This is a genomic window from Reichenbachiella agariperforans, assembly GCF_900142205.1.
Lineage (GTDB): Bacteria > Bacteroidota > Bacteroidia > Cytophagales > Cyclobacteriaceae > Reichenbachiella > Reichenbachiella agariperforans.
The window spans coordinates 317,881-338,909 of sequence record NZ_FRAA01000001.1; the positions used below are offsets into that span (position 1 = coordinate 317,881).

A 21,029-nucleotide genomic window follows, 5' to 3' on the forward strand; every position below is an offset into this window, starting at 1 on the left:
AATATTTTGATCTATCGAACTTAAAAAATTCTGTGATTATTTTAACATACTTATACCAGACCTCTACTTAACACACCAAACGAATAAGACAGCACCTACTTGGCTTGCTTATGCGACCCGTCACAGTTCGGCATTCTTTTGGATAGTCCACATACACAGTCATTGAGACCAAATCCATTGAGAATGCGCTGGGTGTATTTGTCAACACGTGTTTCTCGTGTTTTGGACTGCTTGGCTGCCGAAAAGTAAAGATTGTAGGCCCTTTGGCGTCCTGGTGTTAATGCTTCGAATGCTTCTTTGAGCGCAGCATTGTTCTTCAGTTTGTTTTCAAACTCTTCAGGTAGGTCTAGCGGTTCTTTCTTGCGTGGTGCTACTTTTAGTCCAGCTCTTTCCACTTCTACTGCTTCGTAGATATAGGCTTTCAAAGTAGCCTCTTGCTCCAAAATCTCGTCCAGCGTACTAAACCGAATCTGACGACCAGACTGGACATTCTCCGTCTGCTGTACCAGTATGCCCTCAGCATCCTGCAACAGTGCTCCCTTAAAGAAATTGAGCGCACAGTACTCCTTAAATCCGTGGATCAAAACGACATTACTCCCTTTCCCACCAACAGGGATCGTATAGCAAGGCACCCTCCACTTCAGCTCCTCGGTCAACCCACAGTCCAGCACGATCCTGCGCAACTGCTCCAGTTCTTTATGCCACTGCTTGGCCTCCCCATAAAACGCATCTACCTCGGGATTCATTCTATTCTTTTTTGATAACAAAAATTATAATCACTTGCATATACTATGTACCCTCATAGGGAATAACAAACCCTATGGTTCTTTTTGATCTGCATAAATATAGCAAGCCATCTCGGCACTGTCAACTTCTTTGATCACTGGATAAGAATAGTAGTATACTGCTGTTTTCCTTTATCATCAGCCTTACGGGTTCCAGAGTATATGCTACACTCCCCCTTCCTTACATCACCTGTTTGTCATCTAGAAAATCACTGAGGTCATCGAATATCTCCTCTACTTCTATCTTTTTGAGCTCATAGAGTTCGTCATGTTTGACATTGTTGCTGTAGTGATTCCAGTGCTTGGTAGCCTTTTTGATGACACGATGGGTGATATCAAAATCTTTGTGATCCAACAGATCCTTGGCAATCATCGATACCTTAAAATTACCAAATAGATAAAGCTTGAAAAGCGCTACATAGTATTCGCTGACGTCAAAGCCTTCTAATACAGATAGCAACTCTCCTACTTGATTTTGATTCTCCTTGTCTTTGATCGCCTCAAAGACTGCTGCTAGTCCTCCTTCATTATCCTCCATCAGCCCCAGCGTACGGGCTGCCATGTAGCGTGATTCTGGGTTGGCATTTTTGAGTAGTACGATCATGGCCTCCAACACCTCTTGGGTACCGATTCGAGCGAGCGAATCTGATACTTCGTATGCCTTGTCTCCGAGATCCCCAGAGAGCTTATCTATCATTGCTCCTATATCCATGATTTGTATGTCGTAATCAAATGCCAAAACTAGCACAAGTTGATAAAGTAGCAAGCATTACTGTTCTCGAAAGAAGCGCTAAGCTTAAATCTTCTCGCTGAAAAGATTTGCCAGTTGCCATCGTCTCTCCTAGATTTGCTCTCGTCAGGATAGAATCAACCCACAACACTATAACTACCTGACAAACAACACCTGCCATAATCCCTAGCATACTTTGGCCACTGGTCGTTTTGTATGTGTTTGACATTAAGTTCATAAACCAAATCGTGAGGAATATCTTGAGATTCGTAAAGGTCATCGTGTTATGTCTAGGTATTGGGTTAACCGCTCAGGACACGTTTGCCCATGATGCTACAGGTAAAGATACTCTTGGCCGCATCACACCAACTTATCTGCTCGTAGATACTGCTGCTGATTTGCCAATAGATACTGTAGTGAAGATGTTCGCAGAGGGGAAATTCCAACCAGTGAATCGCGAAATAATCAACCTACCTATCAAAGACTCTGTGGTTTGGCTCGCCTTTAGACGTCCCTTAACTGACCAAGCCCGCCAGTACCTCAGTCCTGGCAGTGAGTCTACCATCTGGAGAGCTACCTTATACACTCTAGATACTGTGGGTCAATACCAACCCTATTTTCACTTTGATCATCTTAGAAGTGATACACGACCCGATGGTCTGCCATTCCGAACTGTAGCCATCCCGCTACCAGACAAGCTCAACGATGACTTGCTACTACTACGCCTAGCTGCACGCAGACACCGCAACTATATCCTAAAGACTGGGGATCTCTCTACGATGAGTCATTACCAACTGCACAAGGACACGATTCCATTGATATTCATCGGTTTCATGTTATGTATATTCATCTACAACGTATTTCTGTTCCTATCCACTCGCGATATTGTATTCCTACCCTACCTACTCTACTTACTGTTTGTAACCTATGCTGTTCCGTTTCATAATGGGTACGTTCTCTTCAGTGAGGAGTGGATGTGGCAGGGCAACCCTTTCTATACCGTTTGGACAGGCATTGGCTACCTCACAGGCGCCATATTCGCGATTCTCTATTTGGATCTCAAAAACACCGCCCCACGGTTTCGGGTATGGATCATACTACTCACTTTCATTTTGGTCGTGATCGTTCCATTACTAGATGTATCCAGATGGTTTCATGTGGGTATCATGGCCAAAATCGTCTCTACAACCTCATTAGTATTCAATCTTAGTCTCTGGTTTTCGGGATTGTATGTATGGATCAAAGGGCGCATCGAACATGCACATTATTATGTTTTGGGTTGGCTATTTGCCATAGCTGGCATGGTACTTTTCATTTTATCCACCAACGGCATCATCCCTTATACTGATTTCGTAGAGCAGTCATTCTTTTATGGTTTTGCTATCGAAGCGGTGTTGTTTGCATTTGCGCTTGGTGACAGAATGAATGTCCTCAAGAAGGAGAAACGTGCGTTGGAGGTAGAATATCTAGACTACACCAAAGAACAAAACTGGCTACTGGCACAGCAATCCTTCATGAACTCTCACCTACTGAGAGCACCACTATCACGTATTTTAGGATTGCTAAACTTGCTCAAATTCACGCATAGCAAAGAAGAGAGTGATCTCTACATCGAACACATCGAGCGTTCCACGGTAGAGATGGACGGGATTGCCAAAAAAATGTCTGTCATGCTAGAAAAGGAAGGCTACATGAACCAATACGAAACAGAGTTTAACGAAGTAAGGAAGAGCATATACGAGGGCAATGAAGAGGAACAGGGCGATGGCAGTCAGCAGCATAACGAATCCTAAATCACAAGGATGAGTAGAACAATTCTTGTCCAGAAGAGAGCTACGAACTTTCCATTGACTATTTGTATTCAAGTAAAGCGTCAGATCGTCTGATCCACAAAAATTTCTCTCCTACAACATCACACCAGCTCTGCTACGGACTCTTCTTTGCCCTCAGGTATAGCGGTAACGTTCGACTCTGTATTCTGACCCTGCTTTTTGTTCAGGTTTCGATAGGCCAACCATGCCAGTGCAGACAGCCCTATCCAAAACAGATCTATGAACAACACCTGATCAGCACCTTCTCTCCAAGAAATCCATATCCACTGCCCCGAACTGATGCCATTAGCGATCGGTACCAATAGTCCTATCAGACTACCAGACAGCAAACAATACTTGTTCGTAAAGCCTATGTCGCGCTTGATGATAAATAAGACCGACGCGAACAACCAAGTCAGGAAGTAAACCGAATAGATAAAGGGCTTCCCATAGCCATCAAAAAGTTTGACTGCTACAAAGGTAAAAGCCGTCACTGGAAACATACTGAGGCATATCGCCATGTAGATCTGAGCCACCCATAGATTAAATTTTCGTTTGCGTTCAGGAATACTCTGCTTCTTGCGCGCTACTAGCCATATCATGATCCCAGAGATGATGACAAAACAGGACACGATTCCCAAGAAAAAAGAGACAATCCTCAGCGCATAGCCTCCATAGTCGCCATAGTGCAGTCGATAGAGCCAGTTCTTGACTCCATCCATATAGCTCGCAGCGACTAGAGGACTTTGCTCCTCGATCACCTCTCCAGTAGCTACCTGATAGATACGCTTGCCAGGCCCGGTGAATTTCACATTTCTATTCATCTCCCCTTCTACTGCGACATGCATGGTCGAATCACCATAGTTGAATATGTGCATGTGGTTAACATCAAATCCTGCCCAGTCCTGGCTTGTTTCGCGCACCATGTCGTTGAAACTAAACGAACTACTGAGCGGCTGATAGCTGTATTCGAAGGTAGGCTCACCATACCCTAGATCTGCATAAAACTGCTTTTGATCCCCATCGTAAAGCACAAAAATACTCGGCGCGATCAAAAGCGCTTTGATCATAAAGAATGCACCGGTGACCGCATATACAAACTGAAACGGGAGTCCCAAAGTCCCCAAAGCAGTATGTGCATCTGTCCACATGGCTTTGAGCTTCGCCCATGGACGAAACAGGAAGAAATTGCTCACGATCTTGTCCCAGTGCACGAGTATCCCTGTGATGATCGCAAAGAGGAAAAACAGTGCCGTAAAACCTGACAAATAATACCCTACTGGGTAAGGTATCTGTGCCATAAAATGCAAACGATAGAGAAACTCCCCTAGCGAATAGGAGCTCGCATAGCTAGCCGTCTCTGTAGTTTTCATATCTAAATAAAAAAACGCACGAGCCTTGTCCGCTCCGCTCGCCAACGAATCATGAGAGGCACTGAGGCTCACGCCTATTCTTCGCTCCAGATAGTGCTTGCTAATCGATACATCTCTACCGTGTAGGTTGTAATGCTGTGACAAGGAGTCCATCGCCGCATCGAGATCCATATCGATACGCTCGGTCTGCTCTACGGTATGCCCTCGCTCCCAGTTGACGATATCGTCTCGAAAGAATGAAAATGAACCCGCAAAAAAGATCACAAAGAGCAGTACACTTATGACGATACCACTGACGGTATGGAGGTGAAAAAGGATGTTGTAGACGCGATTACTCATAGTGCAGTTTCGACAGTAAAATAGATTTTATTCACATAAACGAGGATAGAGAAGAACCCCGTTAGCAAGAGATAGATTCCCCAGGTCTTCCACCCATTTCGTCCCAGAAAAGCGATGATCATCAGTGCGACCCACAGGATAAACCCCGTATAGGTCGAGGTAATCAGGACTGTTCCTTTGTCCAGCCAAGTGGCCAAAGCCAAATGAACAGCGGTCGTTAATAAATACCCACCGAGGATGGCTGCTGTGATCTTAGCCATGCGCTGATGGATAGCTTTGGTCAGGTGTTTTGGGTTTGCAGGCATATTAGAAAGTGATTTCGATCAGAAGAGAAACAAGTGCTACCACAGCGAGACTGCGGTAGCCTATAATACGAAGTGGTGTCAAGAGGACGATTAAACTACCTACGGTCATCAACGTGACTAAAAAGAACAACACGCCCGCTACCGCACCCCAGTGCGCTATCGCAGGGAATATCGCCGTGATAAGACATATAGCTCCTAGCGACTTAGCCGGCTGCTGTTTCATATACATCCATCGCTCCACCCGCAGGGTACGTGATGGGTAAGCGCGCTCCGAGGTTTGATAGAAAAAATAAAACCCAATAGCTACCAATATAACCGTCAATGTCACCATAGTCCTTGTGTGATTAGTTCTGAATACTGTAGGTCACACAGTTCCATACGAACTGATAGTCTTCTCCTCTAAACGTACCTGGCACTTCTTCCTTGGTCGTCGTTTCGATAATGTACTGGGTACCCTCCCATGGGAGATCAAACGAGACCAAACCCGCTTCATCAGTGTGCAGCGTCTTGCTCCACTGATCTGCGACGAAAACAGTCAGTTCATTTTTAGCCAAAGGCTCTCCCTGAAACAATACACGCAGGGTCACCGCATCATCAGCTGACGCGACACGCTGAACTGTAATACCTGTTTCATTTTGTGCAACTGTATCTGTATCCTTTTTACCTACTTGGATATTGGCTATACCATGGTAGTGGGTTTTAAAGATCCCAAAATCATATTTGGTATAATCGATCACATCGATGTTGGCATTGTCCATGATCACCGTGTGTGTTCCTTTAGATTTGGGGGTATATTTGGCGAGATAGTAATCTTCGGTAGCGGTTACTTCCAAGGGGATTTTGTTTCCCTTGGGGTCGACGACCCACAACTCAAAATCTTTGACACGCTCAAAGGCATCTTCCCCTATCTTCTCTTTCACCCCGTAGGTGTACTCCCCAAAGTAGACTTTGATTTCCTGTTCTTGATTGGCAGTACCTGTCGCATTGGTTTCGATCCAGAGGTAGTGTGCAAAAGCAGTCGATGAGACCACTAGCAATAGTGCTAAACTTAATATTTTCTTCATCTGTATATACTAATTTGTCTGGGTAGTTAGCCCAACAGGCCATCGCCCTATGATTAAAATAAGATTGCCCTGACCGAAATCAGGACAACCTACTATTCATGGAATATGTATTGTCTTAGTAAAGCAAGTTGATCGATTTGGCATAGTTGCCATCTATCTCGGCCCCCTTCACTGCGGTAGCTGTCTCAGGATCTATTTCATAGATATAAGCCTCGGTTGATGTTTCGGTCTTATAATTACACACGTTGATGTACACTCTGCCATCATGTACCATGTGAGCGACTCCCCATCCGCCACCATTGGCTGGGATATCATCTATGGGTGTTACGGTCTGGTTTTCTAAATCCGCTACGGCTAGATAGCAAATGGGGGTTTCTGGATAGACGCCAAAACTTGCTCCATAATAGATTGGGTTGGTAGAGTCTTCTTTGATCATTTTGACAATCATTTTGCCATTACCAGCATAGAAGGCTTGGTTGATTTTGAACCCACCACTAGCCTCTTCGAAGTTGAAGAAGTAGCTGTCATCAAACGCTGTCTCACCGTTTTGGATTCTCAAGAAGCCTGATGGATTAGAAGGTACAGGTTTGAAATATGAAGCTGATCCAGAAGTTGAAAACGAGTAGATGTCACCGTTTTCTGTTTCCATAATAGCATTTTCGCCAGAATACAATCCAATATCAGAGGTGCGGTCATCCGTAGCGATGTTTAGCAACTCCATCTCTGGGTAAGAATAGATCGCCACACGGGCTTGATTAGAGTTAGGAGTAGAGAATGCTGGAGCCTCTTCTAACTCACCTGCTCCCATGAGGTAATAGGAGATATAGAGTTTGTTCTTTTGTCTAATCATACCTGTAGGCCAAGCGACTAGCCCCTCTTCCTGACGCTCGTCTATTTTGGTATTGAACCTGCTGATGATAGACATGGTATTTAAATCAATCGTATAGAAAACTCTATCCTCAAACCCAGCACGTGTCACACCTGCTACCAACGCTGTGTTCTCATCTATCTCAGCGATACCATATACGCCGAGTTCGGTGATGAATGAACCTACATCTGTCAGTACACTATCTATCATTCGATAGCCAGTCGTCATGTTATCACTCGTATATCCACTGGCCAAAAGCGTGTTACCTACTTGATAAAACGACATCCAAGCAGGCTGTTCGACACCTCGTCCTACTGGAGAGATCGTACCCGACATCAAATCATCCGCTCCTACTAATATATCAGTACCAGACTCTGCCTCGATCCCCACGATCAAGTGTGACGTAGTGGCCGAACCTCCATCATCATCTAAACAAGAAGTCAAAACGATGGTTGCGCTGAGAATCCCAGCTGCTATATTCAAAAATTGCTTTTTCATGATCTATTTCTAATAATTAATTTTTGCTAATAAAGTATCTGAGTTTTAGGTTGAAGGCTCTACCAGGGTTTTGCTGGTTGAAATTATCGTAGACTTTGGCATCAAACATATTCGAAACCAAAAACGATACATTGTACCTCCCGTTCTTGAGCGAATAGGTCAATTGTAAATCATTAGTCAGTCGTGATTGGATCACTGACTTGTCCTGAGATGCCAGACTCTCCCACTTGAGATAAAAGTCATGCACATAACGGTTGATATTGGTGATGGTCAACTGATCTTCCAAACCTAGAAGATTCGAAATGCTATAACTCAGGATTAGATTGCTATAGATATATGGCTCGTTGGGCAAACGGTCACCATACAATCCAGACGCCTTATCACTGTTTCGTAGATCCAAGTATGTACCCCCAAAACCTATAGAGAACTGGTCTCGAATCGCATAGCGCAAGGCCAAGTCTATGCCTCGGGCTAGGACACTTTTGTCATTGACATAGGTGCTGCGGTTCAGCTTAGGCTCGAATCGTATGTAGTTTTCACTATCTCTCACAAAGGCATTCAGCTCGAACATATATTGGTTCTGTCGCTGAGAAATAGAATTGAAGCGTATGCCGACATTGTAGTTGTTGCTAGACTCAGGCTCCAGAGACGGGTTTGGGATGACATTGAGTCCATCACCATACATCTCATAGGACTCAGGAAATCGAAATGCTTTTTCAAAAGAAGCTTTCACCTGAAAGTTATCATTGACGAAAAAGGTAGACGCCAAGCCATAACCTAATCTATTTTCTTTGGTCTCGAAAAACTCCGTTTCCTCTCCATCATAGCTAGCAATATTACTCTGGATCAAATAGTCATAGTTTTTGGCAAACAAAGTGGTACTCAAGCGATCCGCCAGCATCGTATGGGTATAGCCTAAACCTGTCACTTGTTTGTTGACTATGTTGGGATTACTAAATTGGGTATTGTTCTGTGGTTGAAAATCATCACGCCCCTGTAGTTCCATTCTATTGATCGAATAGTTCACGGACAGATTGTGATTGGAGCTAATGGCATATTCTGCATTGGCATTTGCCAAAAAATTAGTCCTGTTGAGATAAAAGTGCGTTTTTCGTCCCAGCTCCCCTGTCGTCACATGCACATCTGGTCTATAGTCCCCAAACCAATCGTATTGGTTCGAACTCGTGTCTACATACTCTTCGTTCGCATCTAGATACACGGCATATCCACGTACGTTTAGGTCTTTGACAAACAAGTCTTTTTTGCGATAGGACAAGTTGAATATCTTAATATCAGACTGTGTCTCTGCTTCCCCCACTGGGTAAGCAGAAGTGCCTGTTGCGTAGGGGTTTTGCTGTAGTTCTTTATAGTTACCAGACAAAACCACGCCTACCATCAGTTCATCTGCATACGACTTATTCATCACCCCTACTTCTGCCCATACCATTTGTGAAGAGTAAGCATCATGAAACCGCTTTACTTCGGTAGTCTCTTCGTCTAAATTACCTGTTTCGGTGTTTAAGATATTGATATCTATCGGGTAGTCATTATCTGAGTGGTTGTAGAAAGATTTAACCCTAAAGGTCAATCCTGTTTTTTTATCATGCCATTGACCATTGAGTGCCCCCGTCTGCGTATTGAATGATCCATAGGAGAACGATGCATCTAGATAACTCATCGCTCGGGTATCAGTCACTATGTTGATCGCTCCACCCAAAGCATCCGAAGACAAATGAATCGGAACAGCTCCTTTGTATATCTCTATTGTACTGATCAGGTTGGCAGGAAAATTATTGAGACTCAAAGAAGAGCCGAAATAGTCCATCGGTACGCCGTTGATAAATGTCCGTACTCTATTGCCTGAGAGGCCATTCAGTGAAAGGTTAAAATTAGAGCCCATCCCTCCGTTTTGTCGGATGTTGATTCCTGACACGCGGTTAAGAATTTGATTGACATCAGCACTAGAATTTTTCAATGCTTTCGCTTCTACCACTGAAACGGCATACGCTTGCTCTCGTACTTGCGTCGCTTCAGATTTACCAACTATAGTAATCTCCTCTAGGCTGGTCGAACTAGCCTCTAGGTCGATATGGACTTGATGGGATTGTCCCGCTTTGACGAGGAGTTCTACAAACTGCTCCTCAAAACCAATAGCAGATATCTTAAGCTTTTGACGACCTGAAGGAGCTGAGTCAATACGATATACCCCTTCAAAATTCGCTGCAGATCCTAGGCCAGTCCCTACGATCATGACGGTAGCTCCAGGTACTGCCTCACCCTCACTATCTTTGACCACACCATGGATCGACTGTGCTTGCACATGTAGCGTTAGAACCAGACAACTGGCAAATAGTAGGACTGACTTATACATTACCTTTATTTAGACTCGATTAAAATAAGGTGCAAATGTATGCCTGACTCTCCCTAAAGCACAATCCCTAGGAGTAGTGAATTTTAACCACACAAAATCGCCTACCCAGTTTCAACTGAATAGGCGACCGATACGTCCTAGAGAACTAAAGCAGGGCTAAAAAGTCTCTGAATAAAAAGTAGGTTGTCAGGTTGGGACACTTCGAGTGTCATCTATTGTAACACCTTTGGTGACAACTCCTCACCTAGCCCAGAACAAGCCCCTACTGCAAGCGAATGTTTTTAAACTGAGCGCATGATTTTTATTAGATCCGATTGTGTGATACAATCAGGCTTTTTGATTCTACCATCCTCCATAGTGATCACCTCATTCCTAGGCTATGGATAACCCCACCAGTGCGAGATCCGCATCGTTGGGTAAGCGAACTTAGATTCATTGTATTCCATATAATCCCAAAAAAAAGAAGCCTTCACGGAGAAACCATCAATTACCATGATACAATAACGGCATCATTGTTTGGCAAGCTTCCCTATGAGAACAATAAGGTCTAGTCACATGCCCCTCAAAACCTGCGCAGACTTAGCCTCAAATCCGTGCAGACTTTGCTTCAGATCTGCGCAGACTTTCTCTCAAATCCGCGCAGACTTTGTCCCAAACCCGCGCAGACTTACTCTCGAACCACGCGGGTTTTCTCCTGAACCTGGACAGACTTTCTCTCTAACCTAGACAGACTTTCGCACAAACAACAGCATGTTTTCTCACAAACTACACTACGCTTTGACGTAAACCTGCGCGGTTTTTTGGCGGTAAGTCAAATGATCTTTGAAAAGGGTAGTCCATTAACGAGGTTACTTAAAGTAACCTCGTTAATGGACAGTCGAAGTACCCAATCAACCCACCACCGATATCGTGCTATGGCCGGCTGCATTTAGGTCTAGGACGATCTGAGTGGTGATGCGCTCTTTGAGTTGCTCTACGTGGGAAATGACGCCTATACTACAGGCGGATTTGTATTGAAGTTGCTCTAGCACGGTCAGGACGGTTTCCAAGGTATTTTGATCCAAGGTACCAAATCCTTCGTCGATGAACAGGCTCTCTATCTTGACATTCTTGCTGGCCATCTCTGACAACCCAAGTGCTAGGGACAAACTGACGATAAATGATTCTCCTCCGGACAGTGTAGATACGGATCGCTCGGTATCGCCTTGCCACTGGTCTCGGATATAGATGTCTTCTTTGTTGGTATCATTGGCGTCTTTGATCAGCACATAACGATCACTCAGTGTACTCAGATGTCTATTGGCTAGGAAGATGAGATGCTGCAGTGTCAAGTTCTGTGCGAAGGTGCTAAATACCTTGCCATCTGCCGATCCGATCAATTCGGATAGCTTTTTCCATCTGGCAAACACCGTCTGCTGGGTTTTGATCTCAGCTCGAAGCGTTTGATTCTTGGATTCGTTTTTCTCATGATCCGCTAACTTGAATTCTATCTCGTTGATTCTTTTGAGCAGTGCTTCTTGGGCGGTATTCAGCGCTTCTATCATGGCTATAACAGCCTCATGGTCATAACCATTGGGTAACTGGGCAGTTTGGCTCTCAATCGACTGGGATAGGCGAACAATCTCTGCCTGGATCGTTTCTCTTTTGCGATCTAGCGTGCGGTCTTTCTCTTCGATCTCCTCGACCCGAGAGGGAGACAACAGGCACTGACGCAGCTGCTCAATAGACTCTAAGTTGAGCTGTTGGACGACTCGAGAGAGCGCTGTGGTAGTCGTATCGAGCCGTAGCTGCTTGTCTTTTAGTTCCTCCTCTCGTGTTGAGAGAGAGGTGCTCAATGCCTGAATACTCTCCGATAAGCGCGCATTCTCTATTTTGGTATCGTTGAGCTGGGTTTTGGTATCGTCCATGGCTTGAGCCAAGGCCGCTTGTTCTTGCTCTGGATCTTTGGTACCGAAGGCTTCACTTCTCTGTTTCTGCTTTAGTTCCAACTGCTTCTTTTGGGCTGTCTGTACTTCTGCTTTCTTAGTAATATGGGTATTACTCTCTGCAATGGATTTGGTAACTAAATCTTCCTCTTTTGCTATCGTTTGTAGTTCGGACTGGATCTGCTGTAGCTTAGCCTGATTTTCTTCATACTGGCGGGTGGCTTCCTTGAGCTTATCTAAGTTCGCACTGCCAACAATCTCACTGTATGATGCAACTTCAGCCTTGTAGAGATCAGCGGCTTGTTTGGCCTTCAGTGCTGCAGATCGAACGGTGGCCATGGCCATGTGGTCTTGTTGCTTCTTCTCCTGCTGGATCAATCCCTGGAGCTCCTCCTCCGCCTCGTGAAGTAGCAGCTGCGCATCTGATACAAAGGCAGTCCTCGCTAGCGCTGCTAGGTCTACCGACGTGTCTACTGCCAAACAAAGAGATTCGAGTTCGTCCATCATGCTTTCATAGGCTGATGCCAATGAGGCTTGCTTGTCTTTCGCCTCGGCGAGTTTCTCTTGGGTAGACTTGATAGCCGTTTGTTTTTGGATCAACGCTGTACTGATCGTCTCCAAGTCCAGCTTGGCACGCGTCAACTCTTCGGCAGTCTTGCTGACCGAATGGGTATAGTGTGTGACGAATGGATGCTGCTCAGAGCCACACAATGGACAGGGTTGATGTTCAACCAATGCTTCTCTATCCTCTTCGTATTTCGCTTCTAACTGCTGGCGTTGATGCCTGATTTCCAACTCTTCAACAGTTAGTCCTTTAACCTCCTGTTCATGGCTTAATCGATCCACCGATTCCTTTAAATTCTCAAGAGCCAATGTGTCTGAAGCTATTTTAGCAGTGACTTGCTCTAGCTCTACTTGATCTGATTGGATGTGTTTTGCCTTTTGGTGCAGTTCCTTATACGCATTGAATCTATGTCCTAGTTCTTTAACCTGATTACGCTGTTTCTCGACCTGTGCAGGAATATTGTTTGCCCCTTGATATCCAGCCGTCAATTCGTCGATATAGTGCAGGATCTCATCTGGCTTCTTCAGTTCCTTGACAGCCTTGGATAGGTCCTGGTCGTTGAGCAGAAGTTGATCTCTCAATCGATGGCAATCACCCGTTAAATCTTGTGCCTGTTTATATTGCTTCTCCAGGCCAGACAAGGCACCTGACAATCCTTTTAATCCTTCGTTTTCAGACAGGTACAGCGCACAGTCGGCCTTTGATGTTGTCATGGCATCTTTTCTCTCCTGCAGTTGAGACAGTTCCAAAGTCTGCTCGTCCAACTTGGCTTTCAACTCAGCTAATTCAGTAGATTGATTGGTAAGCAACCGACCTTCTTCGGCTATTTCAATATCCCATCGCCTGACTTGCTCCCATATTGGCTTTTGGGCGTCCCGCTCTTTTTCTTTGGTGGATAGTGCTAGAGCGAGCTGTTGGATATCGATCTGTAACTGATCCATTGCCTTTTGCTGCGTACGCTTCTGTTCGGCATCTCGATCAAGCCCATGAGTCATCTGCGTCGTATCCTTAACCAAGGATTCATATTGACCCATTAGTTCCTGATACACAGCTACTTTACGGTGCTGATGTAGAAGTTGCTTTTCCTCCGATTCAAAAGCCAAGATTTGCTGTTGCACCTCTTCCTTTTCCTGTTGTTTTTGCGTCAAGGACTGTTGATCCCTTTGGATGAGTTCAAACAGCTGCTTGGATTGGGTAGATTGGGCGAGTTGCTGCGCGTTGGCTTTCCTTTCTTCCTCCTTGGCCTTACTTTCTTCTTTTAATTCTTCTAGTTGGTCTTCTGACAAAAGCTCAATTAACTCCACTCCTTTTTCTAGCAATTCAAGCTTGTCTTTCTCCCGTCTTTGCTTGTCATAGGCAGCTATGCCGATCTCGCGGTATATGGTGGTGCCTGTGATGTTCTCTAGCAGTTTGCCCCGCTCATCTTTACTGGCTTTTAGAAACTTGGCAAACTCACCCTGTGCGAGCAGCGAAGACTTGAGGAACTGCTCGAACCCCAGCCCTATGATCTGTTCATTGTGTCTAGGCACTTCGCTCTTTTTCAGATCATAAAACTCACCCGTCGCTACATCGGCCAGGGTCATTTCATAATCGGCAAGGTTGCCGCGCTTATTGATTCTAATCGACCATGCCGATCGGTATTCCTTTTCATCGACGCTGTATTCTACCTCTGCATAACTGTCAGTGGTGTTTCGCGTGCAGATCGCGCCACTTTGTACCAAGAGGGTTTTAGAGACTTTCAGTGTTCTGGGAACTTGATTGTACAGCGCCAGACAGATGGCATCCAGCAAGGTAGTCTTGCCAGCACCGGTAGGGCCAGTAATCGCAAAGATGCCATTCTCTGACAGTGGTCCCGACGCAAAATCCACCTCATGTTCCCCCTTGAGGGAGTTCAGGTTTTTAAGTCTCAGCTTATTGATCTTCATTCTTTGCCTCGTTCATTTCTTTCAACAATTCATTAAATGATTCCTTGTACTCCTCGTGCTCCTCTGCTGGCACATTGGCCAGCCTTTTCTCAAAGACTTCCTGCGGTTTGAGATCTTCCAGTAGCTTGTTTTGTTGGAAAAAGTCTCCAGTATCTCCTTTTCCCTTTTTGACCGAAAAACGGTACTTGAGTACTTCGACCTGAAACGTACTCTCTGACATAAAGGCTTCAAAATCCATCCTCAGTTGGGGTGAGTGCTCCTCCTCCACAATCTCGACCTCTGCCCAATCCACCAGATTGGACTTGGATTCATACTGCAGTAGCGCTTTTTGTAGTTCTGCAAAAGTGCCTTTGAATTTCACCAGTTTGCGAGCAGGGTGAAGTGGGATGATTTCTTCTATGGTCAGCTTTTCGTTGACTAGGTTCAATAGCACGACACTTTTCTGGTCCTTTCGCTCCGAGAAACTTAGAGGAAGTGGAGATCCCGAGTACCGAATCATCTCATTTTTGCCGATCACCTGTGGCTTGTGAATATGCCCCAAGGCTGTATAATCAAATGATTGGGGAAATTCATTGGCATTGACCGCCCCTAGATTACCGATATTGATGTCTCTTTCGCTGTCTGAGGTAGTCGCCCCATGAGCAAAAAGGTGCCCCATACCTATGCAGGGCTTGGTGTCGTCATGCAACAGCGCCTCAATCGTATCATAGAACTGCACCAAGCCATTCTTTACTGACTTTTCACTATCCGATGCATCTTGCCCCGCTACACTCTTTCGGACATCCTTGTCCCTGAGATATGGGATGGCTGCCACATTCAGAACATGCTGGCCATCCTTGTCCAAGACTCGGACGATCATGTCGCTCAAGGACTCGGTCACTCCACCAATCGTCGTAACATTGACCATCTTCAGCACTTCTTTGGGTGCATTCAGAGTAGAGATGGAATCGTGGTTTCCTCCAGTGACGATGGTATGTCTACAACAGGTATTGAGCAGTCGCTTGATGAAATTGTAGTACAACTCTTGCGCTCTATTGGATGGAGACGGCACATCGAAGATATCGCCAGAGATCAACAGTAGCTCTACCTTATTCTCCTCTATCACCCCAATCATCTCATCCAGCATGTATTCAAACTCCTCGTATCGGTCTTGGCCGTAGAGTTTTTGTCCAATGTGCCAATCAGAAGTATGCAGGATTCTCATTCGTGTGTGTTTGGAGAGTAAAAAATCAACGCTCTATTCATCAAGCGAAGACGATCAAAATTAGGGATAATTTGATTCTACTCGAGATTTAAACCATGAATATCGAATGATTTTATAGCACAGCAACCAACCGGCGGAGGAAATTAGGCGCTCCCATCCTAATTAGCATCTCCATAAATAAAGAAGGTGTGCTCTGACGATCCAGAGCACACCCATTACATGTAGCTAGCGACTACAGTTCAACTTAAATTATCTTATACTACAACTATTCTGCTGCTACAGTACTGTTGTTGATGATAGGCCAAACACCCGGACTGGGTACGCTCACGCCTTTGTTTTCTCCTCTGTCGCTGTCTCCCCCATAGTAGTACACAGGCCAGCCTTTGAAGGTAAGTTGCATCTCACCGAACACTTCGATTTCCCCAAAGTCCGCCGCGTCCATCGCTGCAGGGAGTTGGTCTACCGTCACATGGTATATAGGCCAAGAGCCGTCGTTGCTGAAGTCCTCGTTGGTGAAAGTATTGGTGTCTTTGCTGTCGTTGTTGAATGCATACAACGTTTTGCCCCAAGCACTGGTGAAGTAAGTCGTTTCGCCTTCTCCCTCAGTGTAGTCCTCTAGATAGTTTTTGCCATCCGCACCGATGAGCTGTCCTTTGGCTAGCATGATGCTGTAGTCTTTCATCACATACCATACCCCCCCTAGTCCTTGGCCTGAGGTATTGCCTACTGCGTCTATCACACCATCACCCGATTCGGAGTGATAGTATAGCGGCCATCCTTTGTAGGTCGTGATCATGTCGCCATCCTGCTCGATGTTTTCAAAGTCCTCAGCATCGAGTCCTTCACCTACTTCGATCTCAGCGGTATAAAACACAGGCCATGAATCAGCACATCCTCCTGTACAGTTTCTAGTACCCGCCACATCTTTGGCGAGATAGTACAGCACATGCCCCTCAGCATCAGTCAGTAATTCTCCTAATGCATCATCCGTACTCAACATTATGGTCGTTTCTACTATTACTTCCTCAGCCGCTGCTAGGTCGGTAGTAGCCACAGGCCACACACCCGGTGCAGGTACACTCACGCCTTTGGTATCACCTCGGTCTGTATCCTGACCAAAGTAGTACAACGGCCATCCTTTGTAAGTCAACTGACTCTCACCGAATACATCGATTGATCCAAAATCATCTGCATTAATAGAAGACACGACTGCTTCGATCTCTTTGGTATAAACTGGCCATACACCATCATTGGAAAAATCACTCGCCGTAAAATTATTGGTATCCTTGGTGTCATTCGTGAATATATAGAGTGCGCGACCGCTTGCATTGACAAAATAAGATGTGGCACCCTCTCCCTCTACATACTCCGAGGTATAGTTCTTGCCATCGACTCCTACGAGTTGTGTATTGGCTAGCATAATGGTATAGTCAGGCTTGGCTACATGAAATGCAGATCCAGCACCATCACCAGCAGTACTACCAGCTGTTTCGATCACACCATCACCAGATGGAGAAAAATAATACAGTGGCCACCCTTTGTAGGTTGTCTGTTTCTCCCCATTGCTATGGGTAATACTGCTAAAATCAGTCGCTTCTAATCCCGTGCCAATCTCTGCATCTTCAGCATAGTATATTGGCCAAGCATCAAGACATCCGTCCAAACAAGCACTAGTACCTGCTACATCTTTGGCAAAAACATACAACGTGACGCCATTGGCATCTGTCAAAATTTCGCCCAAAGCAGCGTCATTAGACAATTGAATCTTGGCACTGGCCGATAAGTCTGGCTCCTCTGTATTGTCATCACTACTACACGAAGTGACAAAGACCATGGCTGCCAATGCCAGCATAAGCCTAAGACTAAATTGATTTACTACATTCTTCATTGTTCTTTACTTTAAGTTTAAATAATAAGGTTTTGTTTAATTTTTTGGACACACCTATGACCCTGACACATCCAGAAAATTCTCTGGACGCATCAGGCATGGGTCATTATTGGTATAAAAGAGTGTTTTAGTTTACCTGAAAAGTTCTTGAGATATTGAAACCAAAGTGAATTTCACCCTCAAAGAAGTCGTTGGTGGTTTGTGTGATAAAGCTACTCGGTACCATCGCAGTAGCATTGGTAAACTGGAGTTGAAAAACATGCCCTCCAGTCTCTATGTCAAAACCAATAGCCAAGGCATTGGTCGTTGTATTGTTGAGTGGTTCGAACTGATAATAGTACTCTACACATAGGGCCACACGCTGAGAGAATTTGACACGTCCACCGACACCCATTGCTAAGATGTCATTGGTATCATCCTCTTCACCTATCAAGTTGCGATGCACCCAGGTAGGCATGATCTGAAACGACAGCTTCTCATACTTTCGCGCAATCAGCAACTGATGTGTAAAGGACAGTTTGTCTGTGAACGCCAGATCATTTTCGGGATCCTTTAGCGTCTTGATCGCCATAGAGCTCAGCCACGTCGCAGATATAGGCATGCTCCCCTTGCCCGTCGACTGACGTAGCACACGATACTTCGCAAAGCCATCATAGGTCTTTTCGAACGAGTTTCGTCCCAATCCTACGTACAACCTATCCGTCACGGCATACTCTAACCCGATTCGTATCTGTGCATAGTCCAGTCCGAAGAGCTCATAAAACCCTCCATCAATGGTTCCGAAACGATGCGAAATCATAAAATCCATGACACCTTTCTTACGTGTCTCAATCGAGTGACCATTGATCAGTCTCGTACCTTTGAAAGTAGCCTCTACCAGCATCTTTTGATCTGCTTGCTCCGCTTCCAAACTAGCCAGCAAATCATCCTGAGCCCAAAGTGCTGAAGAATAAGCCAGCACGATGATTCCTGCGAATATTTTCTTGATCATCATCTTATCGTGCGAATTTGAATGAAGCCTTTACATCGACAAACTCCGCAATGTTCTTGATCACCAGTGTAGGAATCTCAATATCATGCTCCGCCACCGATATTTCAAAAGCCGTTTTCGCTTCAATAGTCGAGGCTGTCACCTTGAACTCTACCCTGGTTTTGAGCGGTTTCTTGACACCATGGATTTCCATCTCTCCATCAGCTTCCGCAGTATAGGTTCCTGTTTTGGTCAGGTCTAGGTTAGCATAGTCCGTTATCTTGCCCTTAAATGTTGCCTTAGGATATTTCTCAGACTCTAGATAGTTCTCGTTGAAATGCTCTTCCATCAAGCTCTTGTCAAAGTGAAAGCCTTTGATAAACATAGATACCGCTAGGGTTCCTTTTTCCAAATCTATGGCTCCCAATACTTCCTTGTTGACCGCTTCGATATCTTCCATTGGCGCTTCCGAAAAGAAGGAAGCAACCCCTGCGCGATCAATTAAGGTATTTTGTGCCATGGCTTGAGTCATAGCAAACAACGCGATAACAAATAGTAACATTTTTGATTTCATAGGGTATTATTTAAGTTTATGTAAATAGGTTTTTGTTAGTTTCTAGTTGTCCAGTGCCCCATCATCTACCCAACAGGCTATTTGATCTATCTGTGTCTGCGACAGGGTATACCCTTTGGGCATGGATCCGTTGGCCGTCCTGGATTTGATACTGCTGGCTCTGGCTTGAATGGTTTCGAATGATCTAAAATCAGGAAAGACACTTCCGTTGTGACAACCCGAAATCGCACAACTATTCTCTATGATTCCCCGAATCGTGCTGTTATAACTCACGCCAGACAGAATCTCTATACTTTGACTGATTTCACACCCTAGCTGATCCGCAACCACTACAGTATGCATTCCTTTTTCTAGACCGGAAAACACATGATCCGCCTGTGCACTACCATTGTCCAAAGTGTACGCATAAGGTTCTTCCCCACCAGATGCCACGATTTCAATACTTCCATTGCTGCTACCACACCCTGCATCATTGGTTTTCACCTCATCAAGATTAACGCCACCAAGATTGGGCACTATCACGTTTAGTTCCGCAGTACAGTCATTGACATCAGTCACTTCTACTGCATATACACCCGCTTGGACGTTAGCGAACACACCATCGACGTTGGTACCAACCCCAGAGTCAAAACTATATGGGGACTCACCACCAGTTGCTGCTAGCGTAAAACCACCATTGGCAGCACCGCACCCTGTACCCTGTGTTTCTAGTAGCTCCACGACAACTGGAGATAATGAACAGTCTATTGTAGGAGTCATTTGATCCCATGTACACGACATGGTACTGGCAAGCAATCCAACATAGACTGTGATAAAAAGTAAATTTCTAATCATGGCTTATTTTTTCTTTAGTTTAGATATTAGGTCATTACAAATTGTATTATTATGTAATCTGAAATTTGTCAGAAAACGCACTATTACAACATTACATTTTTCACATATTACAAATCCCTTTACAACTATTCATTCACAAATAAAGGCTGAGACACACTCCTGTGACTAGTACTATTCCGCCGAATCTGATAACTTTTCCGACACGATAAATCTTGGGTCGAGAGATTATTTAGTAGATGCTTCATTGACCAAGTGTTACTTGTTCTCTACCCAGAGAGTCCACTCAATAAAAAAAGGGTGACTCAACTAGTCACCCTTCAAATTCATACTTAAATGAATTTGACCTAACCTAACCGTATTCTTATACCTTTTTCTCTTCTGTTAATTGATCAACTATATCTCCATGAGATTATGCATTCTCAGTAATCCCCACCCTCCAATTTTTGGTTTAAAAGATCGACCTACCCGCAGACTGCTATCAACAAGTAGCCGATCTTTTTCACTCTATTTGTGCGCATTTGACTTTAACAAAAGTAGTTCACCAGTAAGCTATCACACTGACACAAAACCGCCAAAACCATCTATTTACCCAACTAATTCTATCACAAAACCGACACATGGATGGAGAGATAAAAAAGCGTGACTCAAAAGCCACGCCTAGACATGTGTAAAGTGTAAATGCAGAATCCTAATTCTCTTTGACGATTTTATGTGACACTATTCTTTTGTCATCTTGGACAATTAACAAATAAACACCCTGACCTAACCCACTTACATCAAGTTCCAACGCAGTACCCTTTTGTGCGGAGAGTACTTGGTGACCATTTAAATCCATCACATACACTGTGACTTCCTTCAATGACTTCACTTTTAGGATATCATGAACTGGGTTTGGATAAAAACTCCATGCTACCTCTTCGCTAGTACTTAATACTTCCTCCGCCTCTACAGTCACTGTCACAAGCCAATCTTGAATGGTAACCCCATCTTCTGCCGTCAC

At 44.7% G+C, this 21,029-nt stretch carries 16 protein-coding genes; 1 reads left to right on the forward strand and 15 read right to left on the reverse strand.

Translation table 11 applies throughout. The features are described from left to right. Nucleotides 1–95: 95 nt before the first annotated feature. Nucleotides 96–746 carry a DUF1801 domain-containing protein gene (locus BUB99_RS01190; protein WP_073118689.1) on the reverse strand — a complete coding sequence of 217 codons (651 nt, stop codon included), beginning with the start codon at nucleotides 744–746 and terminating at the stop codon, nucleotides 96–98. A gap of 220 nt (nucleotides 747–966) precedes the next feature. Continuing rightward, entirely contained in the window at nucleotides 967–1,524 is a 558-nt protein-coding gene (locus BUB99_RS01195) for a HEAT repeat domain-containing protein (RefSeq protein ID WP_139280840.1), read from the reverse strand. A gap of 251 nt (nucleotides 1,525–1,775) precedes the next feature. Here BUB99_RS01195 and BUB99_RS01205 point away from each other — a divergent pair, with 251 nt between their 5' ends. After that, nucleotides 1,776–3,308 (forward strand): sensor histidine kinase, encoded by a 1,533-nt coding sequence (locus BUB99_RS01205; RefSeq protein WP_139280841.1) that lies wholly within the window; start codon nucleotides 1,776–1,778, stop codon nucleotides 3,306–3,308. 119 nt (nucleotides 3,309–3,427) lie between these two features. Here BUB99_RS01205 and BUB99_RS01210 read toward each other — a convergent pair whose 3' ends face one another. From BUB99_RS01210 to BUB99_RS01270, 13 genes are all read right to left on the reverse strand, one after another. Further along, a complete protein-coding gene (locus BUB99_RS01210) occupies nucleotides 3,428–5,038 on the reverse strand; it encodes a PepSY-associated TM helix domain-containing protein (RefSeq protein WP_073118697.1) in 1,611 nt (536 codons plus the stop codon). Continuing rightward, nucleotides 5,035–5,343 (reverse strand): hypothetical protein, encoded by a 309-nt coding sequence (locus tag BUB99_RS01215; RefSeq protein WP_073118699.1) that lies wholly within the window; start codon nucleotides 5,341–5,343, stop codon nucleotides 5,035–5,037. Before BUB99_RS01215 ends, BUB99_RS01210 begins: the two co-directional genes overlap by 4 nt. A gap of 1 nt (nucleotide 5,344) precedes the next feature. After that, nucleotides 5,345–5,674 carry a hypothetical protein gene (locus BUB99_RS01220; protein WP_073118701.1) on the reverse strand — a complete coding sequence of 110 codons (330 nt, stop codon included), beginning with the start codon at nucleotides 5,672–5,674 and terminating at the stop codon, nucleotides 5,345–5,347. Between the two features lie 13 nt (nucleotides 5,675–5,687). Then, nucleotides 5,688–6,407: a DUF4198 domain-containing protein gene (locus BUB99_RS01225; RefSeq protein ID WP_073118703.1), complete on the reverse strand. Its 720-nt coding sequence runs from the start codon at nucleotides 6,405–6,407 to the stop codon at nucleotides 5,688–5,690. Nucleotides 6,408–6,522: 115 nt separating this feature from the next. Continuing rightward, entirely contained in the window at nucleotides 6,523–7,773 is a 1,251-nt protein-coding gene (locus BUB99_RS01230; RefSeq protein WP_073118705.1) for a DUF4374 domain-containing protein, read from the reverse strand. Between the two features lie 16 nt (nucleotides 7,774–7,789). After that, nucleotides 7,790–10,144: a TonB-dependent receptor gene (locus tag BUB99_RS01235; protein WP_073118707.1), complete on the reverse strand. Its 2,355-nt coding sequence runs from the start codon at nucleotides 10,142–10,144 to the stop codon at nucleotides 7,790–7,792. Nucleotides 10,145–11,034: 890 nt separating this feature from the next. Continuing rightward, nucleotides 11,035–14,559, reverse strand: a complete 3,525-nt coding sequence (locus BUB99_RS01240) for an AAA family ATPase (RefSeq protein ID WP_073118709.1) — start codon at nucleotides 14,557–14,559, stop codon at nucleotides 11,035–11,037. Next, nucleotides 14,546–15,763: an exonuclease SbcCD subunit D C-terminal domain-containing protein gene (locus tag BUB99_RS01245; protein ID WP_073118711.1), complete on the reverse strand. Its 1,218-nt coding sequence runs from the start codon at nucleotides 15,761–15,763 to the stop codon at nucleotides 14,546–14,548. Before BUB99_RS01245 ends, BUB99_RS01240 begins: the two co-directional genes overlap by 14 nt. A gap of 265 nt (nucleotides 15,764–16,028) precedes the next feature. Next, entirely contained in the window at nucleotides 16,029–17,651 is a 1,623-nt protein-coding gene (locus BUB99_RS01250) for a hypothetical protein (RefSeq protein WP_139280842.1), read from the reverse strand. A gap of 127 nt (nucleotides 17,652–17,778) precedes the next feature. Beyond that, nucleotides 17,779–18,645, reverse strand: a complete 867-nt coding sequence (locus tag BUB99_RS01255) for a DUF5777 family beta-barrel protein (RefSeq protein ID WP_073118715.1) — start codon at nucleotides 18,643–18,645, stop codon at nucleotides 17,779–17,781. Nucleotide 18,646: 1 nt separating this feature from the next. Continuing rightward, a complete protein-coding gene (locus BUB99_RS01260) occupies nucleotides 18,647–19,195 on the reverse strand; it encodes a YceI family protein (RefSeq protein WP_073118717.1) in 549 nt (182 codons plus the stop codon). Nucleotides 19,196–19,237: 42 nt separating this feature from the next. After that, nucleotides 19,238–20,029: a SprB repeat-containing protein gene (locus BUB99_RS01265; RefSeq protein ID WP_084190274.1), complete on the reverse strand. Its 792-nt coding sequence runs from the start codon at nucleotides 20,027–20,029 to the stop codon at nucleotides 19,238–19,240. A gap of 688 nt (nucleotides 20,030–20,717) precedes the next feature. Then, nucleotides 20,718–21,029 (reverse strand): T9SS type A sorting domain-containing protein (locus BUB99_RS01270; RefSeq protein WP_170863706.1); only part of this gene is annotated, 312 nt, incomplete at its 5' end.